25 protein-coding genes and 1 pseudogene are annotated in these 25,503 nt (G+C 67.1%); 7 read left to right on the top strand and 19 right to left on the bottom strand.

The features are described 5' to 3' along the window. Positions 1–223: 223 nt before the first annotated feature. A complete protein-coding gene (locus tag RXV88_RS14990; RefSeq protein ID WP_316294301.1) occupies positions 224–2,368 on the bottom strand; it encodes a malate synthase G in 2,145 nt (714 codons plus the stop codon). 238 nt (positions 2,369–2,606) lie between these two features. On the opposite strand from RXV88_RS14990, the pseudogene RXV88_RS23720 reads away from it, so the two are divergent. Next, positions 2,607–3,254, top strand: a pseudogene (locus RXV88_RS23720) (Hint domain-containing protein); the annotation flags it as partial. 52 nt (positions 3,255–3,306) lie between these two features. Then, on the top strand, positions 3,307–3,609 hold the full coding sequence (locus RXV88_RS23715) for a Hint domain-containing protein (protein WP_410468830.1): 303 nt from the start codon (positions 3,307–3,309) through the stop codon (positions 3,607–3,609). Between the two features lies 1 nt (position 3,610). Here the strand turns inward: RXV88_RS23715 and RXV88_RS14980 are convergent, their stop codons facing one another. After that, on the bottom strand, positions 3,611–5,437 hold the full coding sequence (locus tag RXV88_RS14980) for an ABC transporter ATP-binding protein/permease (protein ID WP_316294297.1): 1,827 nt from the start codon (positions 5,435–5,437) through the stop codon (positions 3,611–3,613). 152 nt (positions 5,438–5,589) lie between these two features. Continuing rightward, a complete protein-coding gene (locus tag RXV88_RS14975; RefSeq protein WP_316294295.1) occupies positions 5,590–7,347 on the bottom strand; it encodes a LysM peptidoglycan-binding domain-containing protein in 1,758 nt (585 codons plus the stop codon). Between the two features lie 125 nt (positions 7,348–7,472). Here RXV88_RS14975 and RXV88_RS14970 point away from each other — a divergent pair, with 125 nt between their 5' ends. After that, complete coding sequence (locus RXV88_RS14970; protein WP_316294293.1) at positions 7,473–8,024, top strand: TIGR00730 family Rossman fold protein; 552 nt, start codon at positions 7,473–7,475, stop codon at positions 8,022–8,024. Here the strand turns inward: RXV88_RS14970 and rarD are convergent. The 9 genes from rarD to RXV88_RS14925 all read right to left on the bottom strand — a co-directional run bounded on the left by rarD (position 7,931) and on the right by RXV88_RS14925 (position 16,338). Further along, a complete protein-coding gene (gene rarD, locus RXV88_RS14965) occupies positions 7,931–8,887 on the bottom strand; it encodes an EamA family transporter RarD (RefSeq protein ID WP_316294291.1) in 957 nt (318 codons plus the stop codon). The two genes, RXV88_RS14970 and rarD, sit on opposite strands and share 94 nt — an antisense overlap. Positions 8,888–8,958: 71 nt before the next feature. Continuing rightward, the gene (locus tag RXV88_RS14960; RefSeq protein WP_316294289.1) at positions 8,959–9,408 is read right to left on the bottom strand and encodes a host attachment family protein; all 450 of its coding nucleotides are present in this window, start codon (positions 9,406–9,408) and stop codon (positions 8,959–8,961) included. 170 nt (positions 9,409–9,578) lie between these two features. Beyond that, positions 9,579–10,187 (bottom strand): superoxide dismutase, encoded by a 609-nt coding sequence (locus RXV88_RS14955; protein ID WP_316294287.1) that lies wholly within the window; start codon positions 10,185–10,187, stop codon positions 9,579–9,581. An 88-nt stretch (positions 10,188–10,275) separates the two neighbouring features. Next, entirely contained in the window at positions 10,276–10,683 is a 408-nt protein-coding gene (locus tag RXV88_RS14950; RefSeq protein WP_316294284.1) for a hypothetical protein, read from the bottom strand. Positions 10,684–10,787: 104 nt separating this feature from the next. Then, entirely contained in the window at positions 10,788–11,354 is a 567-nt protein-coding gene (locus RXV88_RS14945; RefSeq protein WP_316294282.1) for a sarcosine oxidase subunit gamma, read from the bottom strand. After that, positions 11,347–14,364, bottom strand: a complete 3,018-nt coding sequence (locus RXV88_RS14940) for a sarcosine oxidase subunit alpha family protein (RefSeq protein WP_316294280.1) — start codon at positions 14,362–14,364, stop codon at positions 11,347–11,349. The genes RXV88_RS14945 and RXV88_RS14940 overlap by 8 nt, the downstream gene beginning before the upstream one ends. 68 nt (positions 14,365–14,432) lie before the next feature. Continuing rightward, positions 14,433–14,762, bottom strand: coding sequence for a sarcosine oxidase subunit delta (locus RXV88_RS14935; RefSeq protein WP_316294277.1), 330 nt, complete (start codon positions 14,760–14,762; stop codon positions 14,433–14,435). Next, positions 14,756–15,061: a hypothetical protein gene (locus RXV88_RS14930; protein WP_316294274.1), complete on the bottom strand. Its 306-nt coding sequence runs from the start codon at positions 15,059–15,061 to the stop codon at positions 14,756–14,758. Before RXV88_RS14930 ends, RXV88_RS14935 begins: the two co-directional genes overlap by 7 nt. 32 nt (positions 15,062–15,093) lie before the next feature. Further along, on the bottom strand, positions 15,094–16,338 hold the full coding sequence (locus RXV88_RS14925) for a sarcosine oxidase subunit beta family protein (RefSeq protein WP_316294271.1): 1,245 nt from the start codon (positions 16,336–16,338) through the stop codon (positions 15,094–15,096). Positions 16,339–16,506: 168 nt separating this feature from the next. Here RXV88_RS14925 and ccmI point away from each other — a divergent pair, with 168 nt between their 5' ends. From ccmI to RXV88_RS14910, 3 genes are read left to right on the top strand one after another with little or no spacing between them, the layout of a single operon-like run. Continuing rightward, complete coding sequence (ccmI, locus tag RXV88_RS14920; RefSeq protein WP_316294268.1) at positions 16,507–17,742, top strand: c-type cytochrome biogenesis protein CcmI; 1,236 nt, start codon at positions 16,507–16,509, stop codon at positions 17,740–17,742. 7 nt (positions 17,743–17,749) lie between these two features. After that, on the top strand, positions 17,750–18,235 hold the full coding sequence (gene ruvX, locus RXV88_RS14915) for a Holliday junction resolvase RuvX (protein ID WP_316294266.1): 486 nt from the start codon (positions 17,750–17,752) through the stop codon (positions 18,233–18,235). Positions 18,236–18,243: 8 nt separating this feature from the next. Next, positions 18,244–18,480 (top strand): DUF1289 domain-containing protein, encoded by a 237-nt coding sequence (locus tag RXV88_RS14910; protein WP_316294263.1) that lies wholly within the window; start codon positions 18,244–18,246, stop codon positions 18,478–18,480. A 3-nt stretch (positions 18,481–18,483) separates the two neighbouring features. On the opposite strand, the gene RXV88_RS14905 is transcribed toward RXV88_RS14910, so the two are convergent. The 7 genes from RXV88_RS14905 to RXV88_RS14875 all read right to left on the bottom strand — a co-directional run bounded on the left by RXV88_RS14905 (position 18,484) and on the right by RXV88_RS14875 (position 24,605). Further along, positions 18,484–19,254, bottom strand: coding sequence for a hypothetical protein (locus RXV88_RS14905; RefSeq protein WP_316294261.1), 771 nt, complete (start codon positions 19,252–19,254; stop codon positions 18,484–18,486). Next, entirely contained in the window at positions 19,251–20,075 is an 825-nt protein-coding gene (locus RXV88_RS14900) for a sulfite exporter TauE/SafE family protein (RefSeq protein WP_316294258.1), read from the bottom strand. The genes RXV88_RS14905 and RXV88_RS14900 overlap by 4 nt, the downstream gene beginning before the upstream one ends. Before the next feature lie 61 nt (positions 20,076–20,136). Next, entirely contained in the window at positions 20,137–21,096 is a 960-nt protein-coding gene (gene dusA, locus RXV88_RS14895; protein ID WP_410468829.1) for a tRNA dihydrouridine(20/20a) synthase DusA, read from the bottom strand. 265 nt (positions 21,097–21,361) lie between these two features. Next, positions 21,362–22,258: a helix-turn-helix transcriptional regulator gene (locus RXV88_RS14890; protein WP_316294254.1), complete on the bottom strand. Its 897-nt coding sequence runs from the start codon at positions 22,256–22,258 to the stop codon at positions 21,362–21,364. A gap of 47 nt (positions 22,259–22,305) precedes the next feature. Further along, positions 22,306–23,124, bottom strand: a complete 819-nt coding sequence (locus RXV88_RS14885; RefSeq protein ID WP_316294251.1) for a substrate-binding domain-containing protein — start codon at positions 23,122–23,124, stop codon at positions 22,306–22,308. Positions 23,125–23,149: 25 nt separating this feature from the next. Continuing rightward, positions 23,150–23,905 (bottom strand): ATP-binding cassette domain-containing protein, encoded by a 756-nt coding sequence (locus tag RXV88_RS14880; protein WP_316294249.1) that lies wholly within the window; start codon positions 23,903–23,905, stop codon positions 23,150–23,152. Beyond that, complete coding sequence (locus RXV88_RS14875; protein ID WP_316294246.1) at positions 23,898–24,605, bottom strand: ABC transporter permease; 708 nt, start codon at positions 24,603–24,605, stop codon at positions 23,898–23,900. Before RXV88_RS14875 ends, RXV88_RS14880 begins: the two co-directional genes overlap by 8 nt. 340 nt (positions 24,606–24,945) lie before the next feature. On the opposite strand from RXV88_RS14875, the gene RXV88_RS14870 reads away from it, so the two are divergent. Continuing rightward, on the top strand, positions 24,946–25,431 hold the full coding sequence (locus RXV88_RS14870) for a GNAT family N-acetyltransferase (protein WP_316294244.1): 486 nt from the start codon (positions 24,946–24,948) through the stop codon (positions 25,429–25,431). Positions 25,432–25,503: the final 72 nt, after the last annotated feature.

Genomic DNA, 25,503 nt, shown 5'->3' with positions numbered 1-25,503 from the left:
GGCCCCCCCCCCCCCCCCCCCCCGCCCGGGGGGGGGGGGGGGGGGGGGGGGGGGGGGGGGCCGCCCCCCCCCCCCCCCCCCCCCCCCGCCCCCCCCGCGCCGCGCCCCGGGCCCCCCCCCCCCCCCCCCCCCCCCCCCCACCAACCCACCCCCCCCCCCCCCCCCCCCCCCCCCCCCCCCCCCCCCCCCCCGGATCGCCGCGCTTCAGCGCGGCGAAGGCAGCTCAGGCCGCTTTCAGCTGCAGCCGGCGGCGGTGCAGCACCGGCTCGGTATAGCCCGAGGGCTGGGTGCGTCCCTCGAAGACCAGCTCGCAGGCCGCCTGATAGGCGATACCGTCAAAGCCGGGCGCCATGGGGCGATAGGCCGGATCGCCGGCGTTCTGGCCATCCACCACCTCGGCCATACGGCGCATGATCTCGGTCACGTCCTCGCGGCTAACCACGCCGTGGTGCAGCCAGTTGGCGATATGCTGCGCCGAGATGCGGCAGGTCGCGCGGTCCTCCATCAGGCCGACATCGTTGATATCGGGCACCTTGGAACAGCCGACCCCCTGGTCGATCCAACGCACCACATAGCCCAGGATGCCCTGCGCGTTGTTCTCCACCTCGCGCATGATCTGCTCGCGGCTCCACTTGCGGAAGGCGGCCAGCGGAATGTCGAGGATCGTGTCCACATGCGCGCGCCGTCCGCCCTTGCGCAGCTTGTCCTGCACGGCGAAGACATCGACCTTGTGGTAATGCAGCGCGTGCAGCGTGGCCGCCGTGGGCGACGGCACCCAGGCGCAATTCGCGCCCGCCTTGGGATGCTCGATCTTCTGCTCCAGCATCGCCGCCATCATGTCGGGCATGGCCCACATGCCCTTGCCGATCTGCGCCTTGCCCGACAGCCCGCATTCAAGACCGATATCGACATTGCGGTTCTCATAGCCGCCGATCCACGCCTTGCGCTTGATGAAATCCTTGCGGCTGAAGGGCCCGGCCTCCATCGAGGTGTGGATCTCGTCGCCGGTACGGTCGAGGAACCCGGTGTTGATGAACGCCACCCGGTGACGGGCGGCACGGATGCATTGCTTGAGGTTCACCGATGTGCGGCGCTCTTCGTCCATGATGCCCAGCTTGACGGTGTATTGCGGCAGGCCCAGCACCTTTTCCACAAAGGTAAAGGTCTCGTCGGCGAACGTCACCTCTTCGGGGCCGTGCATCTTGGGCTTGACCACATAGACCGACCCGCAATGGGAATTGCGCGCGCCTTCGGTCTTTTGCAGATCGTGCATGGCGATCAGGGTGGTCACCATGGCGTCCATCAGCCCTTCATAGATCTCCTCGCCGTCGCGGGTGAGGATCGCGGGGTTGGTCATCAGGTGGCCCACATTGCGCACCAGCATCAGCGCGCGGCCCTTCACCGTCACCTCGCCGCCACCCGGCGCGGCATAGGTCAGGTCGGGGTTGAGCGCGCGGGTCAGCGTCTTGCCGCCCTTCTCGAAGGTCTCGGTCAGATTGCCCTGCATCAGGCCCAGCCAGTTGCCATAGGCCTGCGCCTTGTCCTCGGCGTCGACGCAGGCGACGCTGTCCTCGCAATCCATGATCGCCGAGATCGCCGATTCCAGACGCACATCCGCCAGCCCGCATTGATCGCGGCTGCCGATGGGATGGGTGCGGTCGAAGACCAGCTCCACATGCAGCCCGTTGTTGCGCAGCAGGATCGCCTCGGGCGCCATCGGGTGACCCCGGTAGCCGATGAATTTCGACGGATCGGCCAGCGGCATGTCATCGACCAGCAGCGCGCCCTTGCGGATGTGATAGCGTTCGGCGTCCGCGTGGCTGGTGCCGTCGATCGGAAAGGCCTCGTCGAGGAACACCCGCGCGCGCGCCACCACCCGCGACCCGCGGCCCTTGTCGTATCCGCCCTTGGGCGCCGGGCCGCCCATGGCGTCGGTGCCGTAGAACCCGTCGTAAAGGCTGCCCCACCGCGCGTTGGCGGCGTTCAGCGCATAGCGCGCGTTGGTGATCGGCACCACCAGCTGCGGGCCGGGGACCGAGGCGATCTCGGGGTCGGTGTTGGCGGTGTCGATCTCGAAATCGTCGCCCTCGGGCAGCAGATAGCCGATCTCGGTCAGGAAGGCCTTGTAGGCCTCGTGGTCGTGCGGCTGGTTGCGGCGCTTGATGTGCCATTCGTCGATCTGGCGCTGGATCGTTTCGCGCGTCTCGAGCAGCGCGCGGTTGCGCGGACCGAAATCATGGGCAAGGTCCGACAGGCCTTTCCAGAAAACATCCGCGTCCACGCCCGTGCCGGGCAGCGCGCGGCTTTCGATGAAGTCGAACAGGATCCGGTCGATCTGCAGTCCGTGACGCTCTACGCGGTTGGCCATGTCGTTCCCCTCGCCGTTTGTATGCAATGGTCCACTATCTAGAAAAGGCGTTTCCGATAGGCAACAGGAGACGGTCGTTTTACTTACCAATTTCCCAATTTGACGCGAGCCTGGGCCGCGCCACTCCCGGCCAGTACACGCCTTAAGGGAAAATTAACCAGAAATCGCCGCCCGATTGCCACGATTTCCGCCGCATTCGCTGACATTCATTGGACCCGCGAGATGGAACCCCCGGACGATGCCGACCTACAGTTTCCTTGGATACGATGACAATCAGCTCTTCGGTGACGGCGGCACGCCGACCGAGGGCGGGACGATCACCTTCACCTCGCCCGCCGATCACCAGCTGGTCTTCACCGATGACGACGCCTTCCTCGAGGACGGGCTCAGCACGCTCGACGACGAGGATCTCGATCAGCAGGTCACCGTCTACGACGAGACCGGCGCGGTCGAGACCAGCGGCCAGGTGCAGCCGCGCGAGCGGATCGTTCTGGACGACGGCACCAACACCTACGTGATGTACCGCGTCTATGTCGCGGCCTCGGATTCCTATTATTACATCTTCGAAGAACCCGCCCCGGATCTGAACACCACCTATACGGTGACCAGCGTCACCACGCAGAATTCCACGCCCTACACCAGCTTTTCCCAGACCGGCGTGGCCTGTTTCGCGCGCGGGACGCGGATCCTGACGCCGCGCGGCTGGCGCGCGGTCGAGCAGTTGAAGCCCGGCGCGCGGGTGATGACGCTGGATCACGGCGCGCAGCGTGTCATGTGGGTGGGACAGCGCCACATCACCGGCCCCCAACTGGCCGCCGCGCCGAACCTGCGGCCCTACCGCATCCGGGCGGACGCCATTCGCCCGGGCGTGCCCTGCCGCGATCTGATCCTGTCGCCTGTCGGGCAGCGCCATCGCCCGCACCTTTGGTGCGTCCGAGGTGCTGGTGGCCTGCCACACGCTCGAATCCCTCGACGGCGTGGATCAGATCCAGCCGCGGCTGGGGGTCGACTACTTTCACATCGCCACCCGCCGGCACGAGGTGATCTGGGCCGAGGACCTGAGCAGCGAGACTATGCTCGTCTCGGACCGCACCGCCCCCTGGACCCAAGAGCCCTCCGCCGGTGCGCCCGCGGTGTTTGCCGACGCCGACATGACGCCGGCGCGAAAGATACTCGACAATCCGTCGGCGCGGCTTCTGGCCGCGATGATGCGCCAGCCCGCGGGCTGCTTGGCGGCATAGCTCAGGCGGCGACGTCCTCGGCCTGCTGGCGCTGCCAGAGCGCGGCATAACGCCCGCGCCGGGCCAGCAGATCGTCATGCGTGCCCTCCTCGACCACCTCGCCGTTTTCCAGCACGACGATGCGGTCGGCATCGGCGATGGTCGAAAGCCGGTGCGCGATGGTGATCACCGTGCGCCCCTCGCCCGCGCGTTTCAGCGCGGTCTGGATCGAGGCCTCTGTCTCGGTGTCGAGCGCGCTCGTCGCCTCGTCCAGCAGCAGGATCGGCGGGTCCTTGAGCAGCGTGCGCGCGATGCCCACGCGCTGTTTCTCCCCACCCGAAAGCTTCAGTCCCCGCTCACCCACGGCGGTGTCGTAGCCCTCGGGCAGCGCCGCGATGAAGTCGTGGATCTGGGCAGCGCGCGCGGCGGCGACGATTTCCTCCTCACTGGCGCCGGCGCGGCCATAGGCGATGTTGTAGCGGATCGTGTCGTTGAAAAGCACCGTGTCCTGCGGCACCACGCCAATGGCGTCGTGCAGGCTGTCCTGGGTGACATCGCGCACATCCTGCCCGTCGATGCTCAGCGCGCCGCCCTGCACGTCGTAGAACCGGAAAAGCAGCCGCCCGATGGTCGACTTGCCGGACCCCGAGGGGCCCACCAGCGCCACGTTCTCGCCCGCGCCCACGTTCAGGCTGACGCCCTTCAGGATGGGCCGGGCCGGGTCATAGCCGAAGGCCACGTTGTCAAACCGGACCACCCCGCCGTTGACCGCGAGGTCAGGCGCGCCGGGCTTGTCGGCCACCTCGCGCGGCTGTTCCAAGAGGTCGAACATCTCGCCCATGTCCACCAGCGCCTGCCGGATCTCGCGGTAGACGGTGCCGAGGAAGTTCAGCGGCATGGTGATCTGGATCATGTAGGCGTTGACCATTACGAAATCGCCCACCGTCAGGTCGCCGTTCTGCACGCCGAGCGCGGCCAGGATCATCACGATGACAAGCCCGCCGGTGATCAGCAAGGACTGGCCGAAGTTCAGAAACGCCAGCGACGTGGCGGTCTTGATCGCCGCACTTTCATAGTTGCGCATGGCGGCGTCGTAGCGGTCGGCCTCGCGCGTCTCGGCGCCGAAATACTTGACGGTTTCAAAGTTCAGCAGGCTGTCGATCGCCTTTTGATTGGCGTCGGTGTCCTGGTCGTTCATCTCGCGCCGCAGCTTCACGCGCCATTCGGTGACCTTGAAGGTGAACCAGACGTAAAGCGCGATGGTGATGACGACGACGGCCAGATACCAGACATCGAAGAGGAAAAAGAGCACCGCCGCGACCAGCGTCAGTTCGAGGATCAGCGGCCCCACGCTGAACAGCATGAAGCGCAGCAGGAAATCCACGCCCTTGACGCCCCGCTCGATGATGCGGCTCAGCCCGCCGGTCTTGCGGGTGATGTGATAACGCATCGACAGGCGGTGGATATGGGTAAAGGTCTCAAGCGCGAGGGTCCGCAGGGCCCGCTGGCCCACCTTGGCGAAGACCGCGTCGCGCAATTGCTGGAAGCCCACCGTCATCAGCCGCGCCACGCCGTAGGCGACGGTCAGCCCCACCGCCCCCAGCAGCAGGTCCGAGGCGTCGCCCCCCAGCGTGTCGACCGCCGCCTTGTAAAGCAGCGGTGTGGCCACGGCGATGACCTTGGCCAGAACCAGCATCGCCAGCGCGATCACCACACGGTTGCGCACCCAGGGTTTGTCGTCGGGCCAAAGATAGGGCACCACCCGGCGGATCGTGCGCGCGCCCGAGCGGCGCTCGGCGGCGGCGATCTCGGCGGCGGTGGCGTTGGCGGTTGCGGCGTCAGCGGGCATGGGCGGCGGTCCTCGGCTTGGGATGCGTCATGTAAGACGGGCCGCCCCGATTGGCCAGCCCCCGCCGGTATTTGCCCCCGCGCCGCGCGCCTTGTCTGACCGCGAAGTCCCGGGGCGCGCCCGGGACGGTGTGGCGCGGGAGAGGTGGCCGGTCACTCGTCGGGTAGAGTGAAGATCTGGCCGGGATAGATCAGATCGGGGTCGCGGATCGAGTCGCGGTTGGCCTCGAAGACGCGCACATACGCGATCCCCTCGCCGTAGCGGTCGCGGGCGATGGCCCAGAGCGTATTGCCCGGCTGCACCGTCACGGCGGTCAGAGGCCCGGCGACGGCACCCGCCGCCTCGGCCAGCGCCTCGGGCGATTCGCGCAGGAACGGGCTTTCCGCGCGGGCGACCACCGTCCCGCTGGCGTCGACCTGGTCGACCCTCAGCGTGTAGGTGCCGGTATCGACCTCGGGCAATTCGGTGCGCCATGTCCCGTCGCGCCCGATCCGGACGGTGGCGACGGGGCGGTTGTCGAGGTAGACGCGGACGAAATCCGTACCGCCGCCGCGACCTGAGAGCGCCACCTCGCCATCCGCGTCATAGGTGATCGCCCCGATGTTCAGCTGGCTTTGCGCGACAGGCTGGCCGCCGGGCCCCTGCGGCGCTTGCAGGACATCGACGCCGCCCGGGCGCGACACGATCACCGTCGGCGCGGGCGCGGGGCCGGGATCGGAGGCGGTCGCCGGGGCCGAAGGCGCGGCGGCGACGGTCTCTGACGGGCTCGGCACCGGAGCGTTTTGCGCAACCTCGGGCGCCGCGGTTGCCGGAGTGTCGGCGGCATCGTCGGCGGCGGTTTCCGTTGAGGTCGCCGGAGCGGGTGCCTGCGCCGCTTCCGTACCCGCCGCCGGGGCAGTTTCCGTGCCTTCCGCCGGAGCGGGTGCCTGCGCCGTTTCCGAGCCGGTCGTCGCGGAGGGCGCGGCGGTCGTGCCCGGGCCGGCCGGCGGTGCGGCGGCTGTTTCGGTACTGGCCGAAGGTTCAGGTGCGGCGGTCGTTTCGTTGCTGGCCGTCGGGGCGGGCGCTGCGGTCGTCTCCGAGCTGGACGCAGACGCCGTGACCGTGTCGGTGCCCGCTCCCGGCGTCTCCGGGGCGGGAGGCTCGAGCGCGGCAATCGCCTCTTCCTCTAGCGCGGAACCGCCCTGCCCGCCGGTTTCCGCGACGCGCGGCGCTGGCGCGCCGGGGGCCGGGGTTCCCTCAACCTCGGTTTCGGCGATAGCGGTATCCGGCGCGTCCTCTTGGGTGGCGTCCCCGACGGGGGCCGCCGTATCCGCGGGTTCGCCAGCGGCAGGGGCAGACGCCCCGGCGTCGGCAGCCTGCGCATCGTCACCGGCCCCGGTGCCAGAGGGTGCGGCGGCCACGGCCACCGGGGTGGGTGCTATGATGACCTCTTCCTCAGAGGCGACGGCCTCGCCTTCGGGGTCCATGACCATGGTCAGGGTGCGCGGCGCATCGCTGGGCGGCAGGTCGAGGAAGGCGGCGAAGCGGCCCGTGCCGTCGGTGTCGATCCGCGACGCCTCTTGCCCGTTGACCAGCAGCGCGATGCTGGAGCGCGCCACGCCCTGCCCCGCGATCAGCGTCAGCCCGTCGGCTTCGACCCGCACGGTGTCGAATCGCGGGGGCTGCGGGGCGGTTGGTTCATCCGCGGCCGGCGCGGCCTGCGGCGCGGCGGCGGTGTCGGTGGCGCTCTCGGGGGCGGCGCTTTCGGGGGCCGCCGGTTCGGGCGCGGGGGTCGACACAGCCGTTTCGGGCGCCACGGCCGTGCGAGGCCCGAGGACCCCGGTTGCGTAGAGCACGGCGATCAGGCCGCCGATCGCGACCGCCGCCAGTCCAAGGCCGCCCCAGCCGGCACCGAACGCAACTTTTTTCATTCTCATTCCTTGCTATCCGCACGCCGCCGGCACGATCTGTGCCGATCCCCCGATGCGCGGTTGAGCGTGTATAGCAAGCGCGTTATCACCGGTCAAAACGCCATTTCCCCAACAAGGCCGCGCCCATGTCCCAAAAATCCATCTGCGTCTATTGCGGATCGCGCCTCGGCGCGGATCCGGCCTATGCCGAAGCTGCACACGCGCTTGGCGCGGGGCTTGCGTCCGAGCGCTGGCGGCTGGTCTACGGCGCGGGCGACGTGGGTCTGATGGGCGAGACCGCGCGCGCCGCGCAGGCCGCCGGGGCCGACACTTTCGGCGTCATCCCCAAGCATCTGCTGGACTGGGAGGTGGGCAAGACCGATCTGACGCGCTTTATCGTGACCGAGACCATGCACGAGCGCAAAAAGGTCATGCTGATGAATGCCGATGCGGTGGTCGTGCTGCCCGGCGGGGCCGGGTCGCTGGACGAGTTCTTCGAGGTGCTCACCTGGCGGCAGCTGGGGCTGCACGAAAAGCCCATTCTGCTCTTGAACGTGAACGGCTATTGGGACCCGCTCGAGACGCTGTTGCAGCATGTGGTGGATCAGGGCTTTGCCGATGCTTCGCTTTTGGGCTTCGTCACCTCGGTGGGCAGCGTCGAAGACGCCTTGGCCGCCCTGCGCCGCGCCCTGTCATGACCCAGATGCGCGGCGGAATAGATCGCCAGCGCCGTCCAGATCAACCCGAAGGTGACGGCGTGCAGCAGCCCGAACGGCTCGCCGAAAAGAACGACCGCGCAGAAGAATTGCAGCGTCGGATTGAGGTATTGCACCAGCCCGACGGTCGCCATCGACGCCCGCTGCGAGGCGTATGAGAAAAGGATCAGCGGCAGCGCGGTCAGCAGCCCCGACAGGATCAGCAGCGCCGAGGTGGCCGGGTCGCCCGCGCCAAAGACACCCCCCGCCCCCCCGGCATGATGCAGCCAGACCAGCCAGGCCAGCGCGATCGGGCTGAGCATCGTCACCTCGGCGGTCACCGACACCACCGGCCCCACCGGCAGCCGCTTCTTGATCAGCCCGTAAAGCCCGAAGGTCGTGGCCAGGATCAGCGAAATCCAGGGCGGCGCGCCCAGCCCCACCGACAGGATCAGCACCGCCAGCGCCGCCAGCCCCACCGCGAGGATCTGCGGCCGCGACAGCCGCTCGCCCAGCACCAGCACGCCCAGCATCACCGATACCAGCGGAAAGATGTAATAGCCCAGGCTGGCCTCGGTCGTGCGGTCGATCTGGATGGCGTAGATGAACAGGAACCAGTTGCACGACACCAGCAGCGCCGCCGTCAGGATGCGCCCGACCGTCGCCCGCGACAGCGCCGCCCGCAGCGCGCCCAGCCGGCCCTGCAGCGCCAGAAGCGCGGTGAAGATCACCAGCGACCAGACGGTCCGATGCGCCAAAAGCTCGGACGGCGGGACATGCACCAGGAGCTTGTAAAAGACCGGCGACAGCCCCCAGATCGTGCAGGCCCCGATCAGGGCCAGAAGGCCGGTATATGGATGCTGCATGGATGGGTCCCGACGGCTGATGCTCCGCACTTAGACAGCTGCGCCGCCCCATGCAAGCGGCGCGCCCCCGCTCAGCCCAGTTCCGCGCGCAAGAGCGCCTCGATCTTGTCGATGGGATGGTTGGTGAGGGTCTTGGGAAGCTCGGCGACAATGCGGTCGGCCACCTCCTTGTGCATCGCGTCGCGCAGATCGCCCAGCACATGCGGCGGCGCGACCACGACCAGCCGGTCAAAGGCCCCCTTGTGCACCTGCCGGTACAGGACTTCGGCCAGATCGTGGGCGAACCGTTCCTTGGCAAGCTGATGCCAGTCGGTCTCTTCCATTGCCGATCTTTGCCCTGATCCGCCATCCGCCCGGCGGCCCTGAGGCCCGGTGGATTGGTCGCGATTTGACGGATTGTCCTGCGATTGCAGCCGCACCACGTTGAGATCGGGGGTTTCGGCATCCAGATCGTTGCGCAGAAACAGCGCCTTTTCGCCATCGGCCACCAGAACCCATGTGCCTTGGGTGAGCGTCGTCATCCTTTTCCCTCCTGCGTGTCGTTCCCGCCAACGGGCCCCGGATGCATAGGCACCCGGCGGCCCGATTGACGCTCTTGGGGAACCGCACGCGCCGCCGAATCCGACCCGCAAACGCAAAGCGCCCCGGATGACAGCATCATCCGGGGCGCCCCATCGTGCATTGATCAGGATCAGGCGTTGGAAAGACGCTCGGCCACGTTTTCCCAGTTCACCAGGTTGTCCAGGAAGTTGGCCAGGTAGGCCGGCCGCTTGTTGCGGAAGTCGATGTAGTAGGAATGCTCCCACACGTCGCAGCCCAAGAGCGCGGTCTGGTTGAAGCACAGCGGGTTCACGCCGTTTTCGGTCTTGGTCACCTTCAGCGTGCCGTCGGTGTCGACCACCAGCCAGGCCCAGCCCGAGCCGAACTGCCCGGCGCCCGCGGCCGAGAAGTCTTCCTTGAACTTCTCGACGCTGCCGAAGGCGTCGACAAGACGGCTTTCCAGCTCGCCCGGCATGGTGCTGGCGTCGGGGCCCATCATTTCCCAGAACTGGTTGTGGTTCCACAGCTGCGAGGCGTTGTTGAAGATGCCCGACTGCGCCACGGCGCCGGCCTGGTAGGTGCCCTTGACGATCTCTTCGAGCGGCTTGCCCTCCCACTCGGTGCCCGCGACCAGCTTGGCGCCGTTGTCGGCATAGGCCTTGTGGTGGATGTCGTGGTGATACTCCAGCGTTTCCTTCGACATGCCCTTGGAGGCAAGCGCGTCGTGTGCGTAGGGAAGATCGGGAAGTTCGAATGCCATGTCAGGCCCCCTCGTTGTGAAATGAGTGTCTGGGCACTAACTGAGCGTTCGGCGGCCCCGCGTCAAGGCTTGGTCGGTGCGGGGCGGGTCAATTCCGCTGTTTCACCTCGCACTGGCCAGCGGCCTGAAAGAGCCTGTCGTACCCCAGCGGGCGGGCGGTCGCCATGGCGCTGCCATCGCCGCGCTGATAGGTCAGACGATAGCTCATCCGGGCCGATTGCCCCCCCGCCCCACGCACGAAAAGCTCCCATGCGAATGTGATGCGCCGGGCGTTGTCGGTCACGATGCGCCCCTCGACAGGGGCGCGGTCGTTGAACGACAGGATGAGGATATCCGACACCACCACCCGATCCGCCGCCGCGTCGTGGCCGATGAATACGAAATCCGCCAGCCAGCGGTTTTCGGCGCTGGGGGTCAGCAGACATTCATAGATCGTCGCCGCGCGGGCGTCGCCAGCGGCCGCGAGTGCGATCAGAAGACAGATGATATGCCGCACTGCTACCTCCCGGGCGTGATCGACGCCCAAGATGCGGCGGCGCGGCGAATTCCGCAACAGGAACCGGCGATGCAGGTCCTGGATGCGGGGCCCGGATGCGGGACCTAGAAAAAGCCGACGCGGGCCTTGGGATCGGCGGCGGTGCAGAGCAGATCGTTCACATATCCCGCCACCGAGCGGAAGCAGACCAGCTGGGCGGTCGTCTCGTCGGTCAGCCAGAAGGCCCCGGCCACCTGCGCCAGCCGCGAGCGGCGCAGCTCACCCACCGCGAAGACGCCCGGCGCCATGTCGACCGGCGCAAGCTTGGCGATGACCTCGCGCACCGCGCCGCCCGAAAGGCGGAAGAACGCCCGCGCGTCCGAAACGTTGACCGCCAGCGCGTGCTCGCCCGAGAGTGCGTCCGCCAGCGCCGCCGCCTTTGCGGCCGCCTCGCCGTAAGGGCAGAGCAACAGCAGCTCGTCCGGCGACATCCAGCCGACAGCGCCTTCGGCCCCGTGCACGATGCGCCGCCGGTCGGGCAGCGCGCAGCCCGTGGCGGCCTTGACCGCCCCGGCAAGCGCGGACGACGACAGATCGCCGCGCAGGGTGATCATGCCTTGCAGGCCCGCCTCTTCGACCGTGACCAGCCCGTCGAAACGCGCCTTGTTCAGAACGCTTGTCGCCTCAGACATTTTGCTTGTCTCCGTTGGGGTCGAAAAAGACGGGGCTGACGATCTTGGCCTTGACGCGCCCGCCGTCGGTCCTGGCGAACTCGATCACCTCGCCCATGCGGTCGGGGCCGTTCAGCACCAGCCCCATGGCGATGCCCTTGCCCAGGGTCGGCGAGAAATAGGTCGAGGTGACGCGGCCTTGGGTGTTGAGCTGGCCGTTGGCGTTGTGGCCTTCGGCCACCGCATAAGCGCCGTCGGGCAGGACCGAACCATCGGTCGTCTCGAGCCCCACCAACTTCCAGCGGGCGGGATCGGTCATGTGGCTGCGCTGCTGCGCGCGTTTGCCCAGGTAATCCTCTTTCTTCTTCGAGATCGCCCAGTCAAGGCCCAGATCCTGCGGAATGATCGTGCCGTCGGTCTCGTCGCCGATCATGATAAAGCCCTTCTCGGCCCGCATGATATGCAGCGCCTCGGTGCCGTAGGGGGTCGCGCCCCACTCGGCCCCGTCGGCCAGCAGCCGGTCCCAGAAGGCACGGCCGGTGTTGGCGGGCACGGCGATTTCATAGCTGAGCTCGCCCGAGAACGAGATCCGGTAGACCCGGCAAGGGAACCCGCCCAGCGTACCGTCCGCCCAGCCCATGAAGGGCAGCGCCTCGGCCGACACGTCCATGCCGCCCAGCTTTTCCAGAAGCTTGCGGGCGTTGGGGCCGACCACGGCGATCTGCGCGAATTGCTCGGTCAGGTTGGCGGTGTAGACCTTCCAGTCCCACCATTCGGTCTGCAGCCATTCCTCCATATGGGCATGGATGCGGTCAGCGCCGCCGGTGGTGGTGTGGCAAAGGAACGTTTCGTCGTCGATCCGCGCCACCACGCCATCGTCGGTCAGAAAGCCGTTTTCGCTGCACATCAGCCCATAGCGGCATTTGCCCGGTTTCAGGCTGCTCATCATGTTGGTGTAGAGCATGTCGAGGAACTTTGCCGCGTCCGGGCCCTTCACCAGGATCTTTCCCAGCGTCGAGGCGTCCAGGAGCCCGAGGCTATCGCGGGTCGCGCGGACCTCGCGGTGAACCGCGCCTTCGATGGATTCGCCATCGCGCTGGAAGCAATAGGGCCGGCGCCAGTGGCCCACCGGCTCCCAATCGGCGCCGTTTGCCGCGTGCCAGTCGTGCATCGGGGTCTTGCGGATGGGCTGGAAGATGTCGCCCCGCGCCTCGCCCGCGATGGCGCCCATGGAAATGGGCGTGTAGGGCGGGCGGAAGGTGGTGGTGCCGACCTGGGGAATGTCTTCGCCCAATGCATGAGAAAGCGTGGCGAGGCCGTTGATATTACTCAGCTTCCCCTGATCCGTGGCCATGCCCAGCGTGGTATAGCGCTTGGTGTGTTCGACGCTTTCGAACCCCTCTTGCGCGGCGAGCTGCACGTCGGTCACCTTGACGTCGTTCTGATAGTCGAGCCAGGCCTTGGCGCGCAGTTTGCGCGCCGCGCCCTGGGGCATCAGCCAGACCGGCTCGAGCGGCGCCTCATCCGGCGCTGCCGCCTGCGGCGCAGCTTCCGTCTTCGGCGCGAGGCCCAGAGCGGCCAGCGTGGATTTCGCAATGGTATTAGCGTCTTGCAGGCTGGTGTTGAGGTGCATGTGACCGTTGGCGCTGCCTGCTGCCGCGACGAAAGGCGCGCCGTCGTGACCGGTGGGCGCGCGGCTGGCGTCCGGGCGGAAGAAGGCGTTCTGCGCGTCCCAGGTCAGCTTGCCGCCGCAATGGGACCAGAGGTGCACCACCGGCGACCAGCCGCCGGACATGGCGACCGCGTCGCAATGGATCTCGTCCAGCACCGCGCCTTCGCCGGCCTGTGCGCAGATCTGCACGCTGATCACGCGTTTGAGCCCGCGGACGTTGGCGATGCCGCGACCCGTCTCGACCCGGATGCCGAGCGCCTTTGCCTCTTCCATCAGCGCGCCGCCGCCGCTGGTGCGGGCATCGATGATAGCGGGCACCTCGAGACCGGCTTTCTTCAGTGTCAGGGCGGTGCGGTAGGCGTCGTCGTTGTTGGTCACGACCACGGTGCGGTCGCCCGGGGAGACGCCGTAATTCACCACGTAGTCGCGCACGGCGCTGGCCAGCATGACGCCGGGAATGTCGTTGCCGGCAAAGCTGAGCGGGCGTTCGATGGCCCCCGTTGCGGTGATTATCTGCCGTGCGCGGATGCGCCAGAGCCGGTGCCGGGGGCCGCCCTGATCGGGGGCATGGTCGGTCAGGCGTTCGTATCCCAGAACGTAGCCGTGGTCATAGACACCCGCCCCCATCGTGCGGGTGCGAAGCCGGACATTACCCATCTTCTCAAGGGCTTCCAGCGCCTTCTTGACCCAGTCTTCGGGCGTCACGCCGTCGATTTCGCCGCCGTCGACCGGCGCGCGGCCGCCCCAATGGGCGTCCTGCTCGATCAGCAGGACCTTCGCTCCGGCGGCCCCCGCCGTGAGCGCGGCCTGCAGCCCCGCGACGCCGCCGCCGACGATCAGCAGATCGACGAAAGCGTAGAAATGCTCGTAGCGATCGGCGTCCCGGGTTTCTGCGTCGGGCGCCTTGCCCAGACCGGCGGACTGGCGGATGAAAGGCTCGTAGACGTGCTTCCAGAGCGGGCGCGGATGCATGAACATCTTGTAGTAAAAGCCCGCAGGCAGGAAGCGCGACAGCGCGTTGTTGACCGCGCCCACGTCGTATTCGAGGCTGGGCCAGTGGTTCTGCGACGCGGCCGCGAGCCCGTCGAAAAGCTCGGTCGTGGTGGCGCGCTGGTTCGGTTCGAACCGCGCGCCCTTACCGAGGTTCACCAGCGCGTTGGGCTCTTCGGCGCCCGAGGCCACGATGCCGCGCGGACGGTGATATTTGAAGCTGCGGCCCACCAGCATCTGGTCGTTGGCCAAGAGCGCCGAGGCGAGCGTGTCGCCCTTCAGGCCCCGCAGCCATTTGCCGTTGAAGGTAAACTTGATCTGCTGGCTGCGGTCGGTCAGACGGCCGCCTGTGGCAAGACGCGTGCTCATGTGTCAGGCCTTTGCGATAGCGGAGGCGACGGAGCCTCCTGCGGGAGTATTTTTGCCAAGAAGAAGGATCATTTCAGATCTCTCCAGGTCCAGCCCGGGCGCTTTTCGGTGATTTTCGCCATGAGGTCGGCGGGCGGTTCGGTGGTCTGGGCGATGTAGGTGCCGAAGACCTCTAGCGAGGCGGTGCAGCGGGCGGCGTGAAACCACTTGCCGCAGCCGTTGACGTGCCGCCATCGTTCGAAATGCACGCCGCGAGGGTTTTCGCGCATGAAGAGGTAGCCCTCGAACGCATCGTCGTCCGAGCCGGGGCCGTGGCGGGTCAGATGCGCCTCGCCGCCGGCGTGAAGCTCGGTTTCCTCGGCGTGGACGCCGCAATAGGGGCATTCAAGGATCAGCATGTAAGGCATCCTTCGCTCGGAATAAAACTCGCAAAGCCCCACTGGACAGTCGCGGTCGCGGTAATCAGCATGGCCCAAAATTCTTTGGATTGGACCAACACAAGGAATTGTTCTTTGTAAGGAGGTTCCTCAATAAATCCAAAGTCTAGAACAAAGCCCGCCTCGCTGAGTAAAAGCGCGCCTCCGAGAGTGCCAACCGCCCCGAAAGCAGAAAACAAGTCGAAGTCTCGATAAGTCAGGCAGTAGAGGCTTCCGAACAGCCACGCTGTCAAAGCTATTCTCGACAGGCTTTTGTACATTACCAACGACAGATTTTTTCGACTTTGCGTCATCAATGCGCCACCCCCGCCGCGACCGACTCGTCGATGAACTTGCCTTCGCGGAAGCGCCACATGGAGAATTCCTCGGTCAGCGGTGAGTGGCCCTTGGCCATCAGCTCGGCGAAGCCATAGCCCGACCCCGGGATCGCCTTGAAGCCGCCGGTGCCCCAGCCGCAGTTGATGAAGCAGCCCTCGAGCGGGGTTTTCGACAGGATCGGCGAGCGGTCGCCGGTGACGTCGACGATGCCGCCCCATTGCCGCAGCATCTTGAGCCGCGAGATCATCGGGAAGGTTTCGACCAGGGCCCTGACCGTTTCCTCGATATGGTGGAACGAGCCGCGCTGGGTGTAGTTGTTGTAGCCGTCGGTGCCGCCGCCGAGCACCATCTCGCCCTTGTCGGACTGGCTCATGTAGCCGTGCACGGTGTTGGCCATCACGACCACGTCCATGCAGGGCTTGATCGGCTCTGAGACCAGCGCCTGCAAGGCCACCGATTCCAGCGGCAGGCGGAAGCCCGCCATCTCGGCCAGAACGCCGGAATGGCCCGCGACGACGATGCCCAGCTTGTCGCAGTCGATATCGCCCATCGTGGTCGTCACGCCGGTGACCTTGCCGCCCTCGCGGCGGATCGCGGTGACCTCGCATTTCTGGATGATGTCCATGCCCATGTCCGAGCAGGCGCGTGCATAGCCCCAGGCCACGGCGTCATGCCGCGCGGTGCCGCCACGGTCCTGCCAGAGCGCGCCCAGCACCGGATAGCGCGGCCCGTCGATGTTCATGATCGGGCAGAGCTCTTTCACGCGCTTGGGGCCGATGAATTCGGTCTTGACCCCTTGCAGCGCGTTGGCATGGGCGGTGCGCTGGTAGCCGCGCACCTCGTGCTGGGTCTGGGCCAGCATCATCACGCCGCGGGGGCTGAACATGACGTTGTAATTCAGGTCCTGGCTGAGCGTCTCGTAGAGCGCGCGGGATTTTTCGTAGATCGCCGCCGACGGATCCTGCAGATAGTTCGAGCGGATGATCGTGGTGTTGCGCCCGGTGTTGCCGCCGCCCAGCCAGCCCTTTTCCAGCACCGCCACGTTGCGGATGCCGAAGCGCTTGCCGAGGTAATAGGCGGTGGCCAGGCCGTGCCCGCCCGCGCCGACGATGATTGCGTCGTAGCGCTTCTTGGGTTCGGCCTTGCGCCAGGCGCGTTCCCACCCGGTGTGATACCGGGCGGCCTCGCGTGCGACGGCAAAGACGGAATAGCGTTTCATGGGCGTCGAATCCGGATTGGGTGGTTAATGCCTATCTGTACTGGTGAACGCATTCCGCCACGATCACAACCGTCACAAATTGGCGCAGTTGCGACATGGTGCGCATTGGGGTTTTTTCCGGCGGCGCGGAGCTATACATCAGGGGCGGAATACGGGGCAGGAGACACCATGACACCCTTCTGGATCATCACCGGTGCGCTGGCGCTGGCGGTTGCGGCGCTGCTGGTGCTGGCGTTGCTGCGCGGGCGGCGCGACACCGGGCCGGCGCAGGCCTTCGATCTGCAGGTCTATCGCGACCAGTTGGAGGAGATCGACCGGGATGCCGCGCGCGGGGTGATCGCCGGGGACGAGGCCGAGCGGCTGCGCACCGAGGTGTCGCGGCGCATTCTGGCCGCTGATGTCCTTGCGCAGGACGCAGGCGACGCTGACGGCCAGCCGCGCGCATTGAAGCTGGCGATGGCGGGACTGATCGGTGCGGTGCTGATCGGCGGCGGCTATGGGCTTTATGCGCGGCTGGGCGCGCCGGGCTATGGCGACCTGGCGCTGGCCGACCGGATCGCGGCGGCGCAGGACGCGCGCGAGAACCGGCCCTCGCAAGAGGCTGCCGAGGCGCAGATCCCCCCCACCGCCCCGGTCGATGCGCCCGAGGAATACCGCGATCTGGTGCAGCGCCTGCGCGGCGCGGTGGCCGAGCGGCCGGATGATCTGCAGGGCCATGTGCTGCTGGCGCGGTCAGAGGCGGCCCTTGGCGATTTCGTCGCCGCGCGCAAGGCGCAGGAACGGATCGTCGAGATCAAGGGCGGTGCGGCGAGCGCCGAGGATTACGTCGATCTGGCCGACATGATGGTGCTGGCGGCGGGCGGTTATGTGTCGCCCGAGGCGCAAGATGCGCTCGAGGCCGCCTTGCAGATGGATCCGCAAAACGGCGTGGCGCGCTATTACGCCGGATTGATGATGGCCCAGACCGGGCGGCCCGATGTGGCCTTTCGGATGTGGGACCGTCTGCTGCGCGAGAGCGGGCCCGACGATTCCTGGGTGCCGCCGGTGCAGGCGCAGATCGAGGAGATGGCCTTTCGCGCCGGGGTGTCCGACTACCGGATCCCCACGATCGGCGGGCGCGGCCCCAGCGCCGCCGATATCGAGGCCGCGGGCGACATGACCGCCGAGGAACGGCAAGAGATGATTTCGGGCATGGTCGCGCGTCTGTCGGACCGGCTGGCGACCGAGGGCGGCCCGCCCGAGGATTGGTCGCGGCTTATTGGCGCTTATGGCGTGCTGGGCCAGACGGACCGCGCCGCCGCCATATGGCTCAATGCGCAAGAGGTCTTTGCCGGCAACCAAGAGGCGCTTGCCATCGTGCGCCAGGGTGCTGCGCAGGCCGGTGTGGCCGGGGTCACGGAATGATCCGCGCATGATAGCCAAGATCCACGACGACATCGCCGATTTCGCCGCCGCCCTGCCCCGGCCCGGCGCGCTGGCCGGGCTCGATCTGGGCGACAAGACCATCGGCGTTGCGGTGTCGGACGGGTTTCTGACCGTGGCGACCCCGCTGGAGACCGTGCGCCGCAAGAAATTCGGTGTGGACGCTGCGCGGCTTCTGGAGATTTTCAAGGCGCGCAACATCGCGGGCGTTGTTCTGGGTCTGCCGCGCAACATGGATGGATCGGAAGGCCCGCGCTGCCAGTCCACCCGCGCCTTCGCGCGCAACTTCGCGCAGCTCTGGGACGGGCCGATCGGCTTTTGGGACGAGCGTCTGTCCACCGTGGCGGCCGAACGCGCGCTGCTCGAGGCGGATACGACACGAAAACGTCGCGCCGAGGTCATCGACCACGTCGCCGCGTCCTATATCCTCCAGGGTGTGCTGGACCGGATTCGGCATATGGACCGGTCGGCATGAGGGACGGCATGAAGGACGACATCTGGAAGCGCGACGAGATCGAGAGCCCCTGCGTCAAGATCTGCGTGGTCCATCCCGAAACGCGGCTTTGCACCGGTTGCCTGCGCAGCATCGACGAGATCACCCGCTGGTCCAAGATGTCGCCCGAGGACCGCCGCGCGGTGATGGCCGAATTGCCGGACCGTGCGGGGCTTCTGACCAAACGGCGCGGCGGGCGCGCGGCCCGGTTGGCGCGCGGCGACTGACGCTCAGGGCAGCTTTAGCCATTCCGCGATGCCACCCGGCAGGATGGGTCGGAAATAGGCGATCATGCGCCCCTCGGCCGGGGCCTTCGCGCCCTCGGCCCAGGGCGCCATCCCGTGCAGCGTCATGCGGTGCAGCAGGATCGCCTCTCCGGGCTGGGCCGCGATCTCGATCCGCGCGCAGGTCTCGAACACCCGCCGCCGCGCCGCCTGATAGACCTCGGCCACGTCCAGCGTGGGCCAGTCCTGCTGCGGATGGGCGGCAAAGGCCGCGCGAAAGGCCGCGCGCATCACCTCGTGGCTTTGGTCCCAGACCACCAGCGGGCTCGCCCCCGCGCTGCAAGCGTTAAGCGGCAGGCCCAGGATGAAGGCATGCGGTTCGGCCAGGTGGCGGTGGCCCTGATCATCTCGCAAGAGCCCGTCCACATGCGCCGCATCGCGCCTCTGCCGATAGCGGAAGGCGGCGTCGCTTTCGCCTTTGCGCGGGCGCGGATAGCCGGGATAGACGATGGAAAGCTGCGCGGGATGCAGCGCGGGCAGATCGCCCAGAGCGTCGCGCAGGGTCCCGGCCAAAGGCACCGCCCCGATGGCGCCGGACGGGTCGTTGGGCAGCACGTCGACACCGACGAACCAGGTGCCCTGACATTGCAGCCATTTGGCTTGCAGGTCCGGGTCCTGCGACAGTTGGGCGCCGAGGCCCCGCGCCGCCTCGGCCCAGATGGCGGTCCTTGGGTCGAAGGGGATCACAGCCCAGCCGCGCTCCCCCAGCGACGTCATTCCAGGAACACCTTGCGCAGCATGTTCAGCGCGACGATCAGGATGAAGACCGCGAAGGCCCGCCGCAAGACCAGCGGGGCCATGGCGTGGGCCAGCCGCGCGCCCAGCGGCGCGGTCACCAGCGTCATCGTGACCGACACCGCAAAGGCCGGCAGGTTGACCGCCCCAACGGTGCCGGGCGGCACGCTTGCGCCACCGGTATCGACCAGCAGGAAGGCCGCGACCGACGGCACCGCGATCAGCACGCCGAACCCCGCCGCCGTCGCCACCGCCCGGTGAATCGGCACCGCGAAAAGCGTCATCAGCGGCACACCAAAGCTGCCGCCGCCGATCCCCATGAGAACCGACAAGAACCCCACCGCGGGCGACAACGTGGCGCGGCGCAGGCCTGTGGGCATCGCCGCGCCCAGCCGCCAATGCTCGCGCCCGAAGGCCAGATAAAGCCCGACCAGCACCGCGATCCCGCCAAAGAGCATCTGCAACGTCTCGGACCGCAGCGCCGAGGCCACCGCCACCCCGACCAAAGCGCCCAAAGCGATTCCCGGAGCCCAGCCGCGCAGGATCGTCCAGTCGACCGCCCCGCGTTTGTGATGCGCCGCGACCGACCGCAGCGACGTGATGATGATCGCCGCCAGCGAGGTCGCCAGGCAGACCTGCATCAGCCACGACCCGTCATAACCCAGCCGCTCGAAGACGTAGAAGAAGGCCGGCACGTGGACGATCCCGCCCCCCACGCCAAGCATCCCGGCCAATAGGCCGGCAAAGGCCCCCGCAACCGCCAAGAGGGCGATCAGGGGCAAAAGCGTCGCGATATCGGGCATGTGGCCCTCTCTTTTCGGTATCCGGTCGGGCGATAGACCGCGCGCCCGCGCATCGCAACCCCTACTCGGCCGCCTGCGCCACCGCGTGCATCTGCGCCAGCGCCGCCTCGACCACCTCGGGCCCGGATTGCGGCAGATGCGCCGCCTCGGACAAGGCGCGCCGCCAGTGCCGCGCCCCAGGACGCCCGGCGAAAAGCCCCAGCATGTGGCGCGTGACCTGGTGCAGCCGCCCGCCGTCCGTCAGGTGCCGTTCGATATTGGGCAGCATGGCGCGGGCCACATCCTCGGGGCTTTGGTACGGCGCGGGGGCGTCCCAGACCCGGGCGTCCGCTTCGCCCAGAATGTCCCAAGGTTGATGATAGGCGGCGCGGCCGACCATGACGCCGTCCAGCCCCTCGTCCAGAAAGCCGCAGACCGCGTCCAGCGACGCGATCCCGCCGTTGATCGAAAGATGCAGCGCGGGGAACTCGGCCTTCATCCGCCGCACCAGCTCGTAATCGAGCGGCGGGATGTCGCGGTTCTCCTTGGGGCTCAGCCCTTCGAGCCAGGCCTTGCGCGCGTGCACGATCACCCTGCGGCATCCTGCCTCCGACAGACGGCGCAGGAAATCGGGCAAGACGTGTTCGGGGTCCTGATCGTCGACGCCAATCCGGCACTTGATGGTCACCGGCACGTCCACCGCCTCTTGCATCGCGGCAAAGCAGGTGGCCACCAGATCGGGCGATTTCATCAGCACCGCGCCGAAGGCCCCCGATTGCACCCGGTCCGAGGGGCAACCGACGTTGAGGTTGATCTCGTCATAGCCCGCGCCCTGCCCCATCCTGGCGGCCTGCGCCAGCTCGGCCGGATCCGACCCGCCAAGTTGCAGCGCAACCGGGTGCTCTTCTGTGTTGAACTCCAGCAGATGCACCGCCCCGCCCCGCACCAGCGCGCTCGAGGTGACCATTTCGGTATAGAGCAGCGCCTGCCGGCTGATCAGCCGGTGCAGATAGCGGCAATGCCGGTCGGTCCAGTCCATCATAGGCGCGACCGAGAGACGCGCGGCCGTGACGACATTTGGGTTCGTTGCACTCTTCAGCATCGGAAAGTCATACCATATTCAGATCGCCCGGCCCTGGGTCCGCGGTGGGCCCTGCCCTTTGACGGCAGGTCATACACGAGGTGGCCGCGTCATGCGAGATGGCAAGCCTGCGGGACAGCCCGCCGCAAGGAACGCTCGACCAAGGGCATGGGCCCGAAGGTCCACCCAATGAAACGACGGGAATTGTCCCGTGACGGGGCCGCCGTCACGCGTTCCAGATCACCGCGCCGAAATCGCCGGTGTCATAGCCGCCGTAAGCCTTGGCGCGGCTTGCGAATGGCGCGCTTGCGCAGAAAGCCGCGAGTTTCTGGAACGGGGCCTCGAACCAGGCCTTTCGATCGACGAGGATCGCGAATTGCTCTTCGACGATCGGCAGGTAGTCCAGACCGTAGCTGCGCGCGACGGCCTCGAGCCCGAAGGCCGCGTCCGCCTCGCCGCGCCGCACCGCCTCGACCGCCTCGTCCTCGGTCCGCGCGACCTCGGCGAAGTCGAGCTGCGCCACGTCCAGACCGTGCGTCCGCGCCAGTTCCCGAAACAGGGTGTCGGTTCCGGATTCGGGCTGCCGGGGGACGATGCGCCGACCGGCCAGATCCGCAAGCCCCGAGGGCGCGTTCGCCCCGGGCCGAAACACCAGCCCCCGCCGTCTGGTCGCAAAGGCGATCAGGACGGCGTTCTGCCCTGCGGCGGCGCGCGACACCGCCGGAACGTTCCAGCTGCCAGTTACGGCGTCGTGAATATGCAGCCCCGCCGCGATCCCTTCGCCCCGCACAAAGCGGTCGAGCCCGTCGAGCGATCCGTCGTAAAAGGTCGCCAGCCCGCAGCGGGATTGCCGGATCGCCCAATCCAGCAACGGATCGTGGCTGCCCAGCACGATGGGCGGACGGGCGGCGGGCGCGGGCACCTCCGGCAGCCCGCCCGATGTCGCCTCTTCGATCCACGCCCGGATCTCGGCGGCGGGGAACAGCAGCTTTCCGGTCGCCTTCGAACAGGGCACCGCGCCCGAGGACGCGAGATCGTAGATCTTGCGCTCTTTCAGCCGCAAAAGCGCGGCCAGCTCCTTGACCGTCAGGTATTCGTGATCGGGAAAGGCGAGGTCTGTCATGGCGTTCCTGGCGATCTCTCGGGACGGCGGCCGCCCCGGCACACCTATCAATTCTCCGGCGCGTTGGGGAAGAAAAGTTGCTGGCCGGCGACGCTGTAGGCCGCGATGGCCGCCTGCCCGTCGTCCGAGACCAGCCAGTCGGCAAAGCGCTGCGCGGCATCGGCCTTGACGCTGGGGCATTTTTCCGGGTTCACCGGGATCACGCCGTATTGGTTGAACATATCCTCGTCACCCTCGACCGCGATCCGGTAATCCTGCTTGTTGCCAAAACTGATCCAGGTGGCGCGGTCGGTCATGACATAGGCGCCCATGCCGATCCCGGCGTTGAGCGTGGCCCCCATGCCCGAGCCCGTCTCGCGGTACCACGTACCCGAGGCAGCCACCGGATCGACGCCCGCATCGGCCCAGAGCGCCATTTCCTTCTTGTGGGTCCCCGAATCGTCGCCGCGCGATGCGAACAAGGCGCCCGAGCCTGCGATCCTGGCCAAGGCGCCCTGCACGTCATTCATGCCGCCCACGCCCGCGGGGTCGGCGGCGGGGCCGACGATGACGAAATCGTTGTACATCAGGTCGGTGCGCGCGGTGCCAAAGCCATCGGCGACGAATTTCTCTTCCGCCGGTTTGGCATGGACAAGCAGCACGTCGCCATCGCAATTCCGGGCGTTCCTGATGGCCTGGCCCGTGCCCACCGCCACGACATCGACCCGGATCCCGGTCTTTTTACGGAAGATCGGCAACAGGTGGTCGTAAAGACCCGAGTTCGCCGTCGAGGTGGTCGACTGCACGATGATCGACTGGTCCTGCGCCCCGGCGGCGCCTGCGATCGCAAGGGCCAAGGCGGTGGCGGTCAGTTTCTTTGCGGGCATGTCGGAGGCTCCATTCCTTGCCGTGTCAAACGACAATCCTGCCGTTCAGGTAATCCCGCGCCGCCGCGTTTTGGGGGGCGGGGAAGAAATCGGCGGCGCGGCTGTGTTCGGCGACGCGCCCGCGGTGCAGGAACACCACGTCGTCGGCCATACGCCGGGCCTGACCGATGTCATGGGTCACAAAGACGATCCGGACGCCACGGGCGCGCGCCTCGGTAACGATCCTCTCGAACGCCAGAACCGAGGCCGGATCGAGGCTGGCGGTGGGCTCGTCCAGAAACAGCACCTCGGGATCGGTGGCGAGCGCCCGGGCCAGCGCCAGCCGCTGGGCCTCGCCGCCCGACAGACGGCGGGCGGGCTGTCCGGCCTTGTGGGCAAGGCCAACATGGTCGAGCAGCGCGTCGCGCCGCGCCCCGTCCTTGCCCCGCGCCCTGAGCACAAAGTCGATATTCGCGGCGACCGAGCGGCGCAGCAACACCGGTTTCTGGAACACCAGCGCCTGCCGCGCGGTCACCTGCGCGGGCGCGTGACCGCCCCAGTCGATCCGGCCCGAGGTCGGTTCCATCAACCCGTGCAAAAGCTTCAGCAGCAGGCTCTTGCCCGATCCGTTCGGGCCCAGGATCATGGTGCAGCCGGTGGGGCCGAGGTCGAGAGACACGCCCTCGAGCACAGTCGCCGCGCCGAACCGCAACCCAAGCTCGCGCACCCGAAGCGGCAGGATCGCGCCGGTCGTTTCACAGGCCCCCTCGGGCATGGGCATGATCGCCGATAGCTCAGACATAGGCCTGCCTCGCGGCGGTCATGCGCACGGTCTGCACGGCCGCATTTACGCCAAGCGCGATCACTAAAAGCACAATGCCAAGCGCCAGCGCCAACGCCAGATCGCCCTTCGATGTCTCCAGCGCGATGGCGGTGGTCATGACCCGCGTCAGGTGGTCGATATTGCCCCCAACGATGATGACCGCGCCCACCTCTGCCACCGCGCGGCCAAAGCCCGCAAGGCCCACCGTCAGCAGCGAATACCGCGCGTCCCACAAAAGCGCCCGCACAATCTGCCACCGCGACAGGCACAATGACCGGAACTGCTCGGCATATTCGGCGTGCAGGTCCTCGATCACCTGCCGCGACAGCGCCGCGACTATAGGCGCGATCAGAATGGTCTGGGCGACGATCATCGCCGTCGGCGTGTAGAGCAGCCCCAGAAAGCCCAGCGGCCCCGAGCGCGAGAGGTGCAGATAGACCAAAAGCCCCACCACCACCGGCGGCAGCCCCATCAGCGCGTTCATCAGGATCAGAACCGCCGTCCGGCCGCGAAACCGGCCGATCGCAACCAAAGCGCCGATGGGAAAGCCGACAAGGCAGGCCAGCGCCGTCGCAGTCAGGCTGACGCGCAAGGAAAGAGCGACGATTTCCAGCAGATCCGCATCGCCCGACAGGACGAGCGCCACGGCAAGACCCAAGGCTTCCCCGATGCTCTGCAAATTCTCCCCCCAGCGCGCATTATTTCCGACGCCAGACCAGTGATGCAATTCGAGAACGGAAGTTCAAGAGCGAATTTGTTCGCAAATATCGGAACCACGCCAAGAATTGGATGTTTCAGCCATCCGATGACGCGCATAATACTGCAAAATTTTCCGAAGGGATCGTGATCGGCACCTGCTTTCGCACGGCACATCGCACAAAGCCGCGCTTTGTGCCGCGCCACGGGCATTTGCCGGCAGGGGTATTGCCCCGCAGCAAACGCGCGCATTTTCGCGCACGACAGTCCATCTGTCGCTCGCTATCCTGTCCCCGACAAATGCGCGACAAGAGAAGACCGGTATGATTGTCTTTAGGAATGCCCAGCCTTCCGATGCGGATCGCTGCTTCGAGATCGAGACCTCCGCCTATGAAGGTGACGAGGCCGCGACCCACGCCAAAATCTCCAAACGGATAGAGACCTACCCGGATGGCTTTCTTGTCCTCGAAGTGAATGGAAGGGTTGTCGGCTTTATCAATTGCGGCTGTGCGCATGAGGTCGAGATGTCCGACGAGGATTTCAAGGAACTTATCGGCCACGACCCGGACGCACCGAATGTCGTCATCATGTCTGTCGTGGTGGACCCCGCAGAACAAGGCAAAGGCCGTTCACGGGCACTGATGGACGAGTTCGTCGGCCGGATGCGACGGATGGGCAAAGCGACGATCTATCTGATGTGCAAAGAGCATCATGTGCCGCTTTATGAGAAACTTGGCTATGGCTATCTGAGACCGTCGGCCTCGGACCATGGAGGAATGGCATGGCATGAAATGTCCATGACACTCTGACCCCGAACCCCGCCACCGGTACGCGAAATGGTCAAACCCATAGCTTTCTGCCACCGGAGAGAACCACGCGTT

The sequence above is a fragment of the Aestuariicoccus sp. MJ-SS9 genome (assembly GCF_032586235.1).
In the GTDB taxonomy this organism is placed as follows: Bacteria; Pseudomonadota; Alphaproteobacteria; order Rhodobacterales; family Rhodobacteraceae; genus Aestuariicoccus.
The sequence above is the reverse complement of the archived record's forward strand: the minus strand, read 5'-3'. Positions and strand labels throughout refer to the sequence as shown.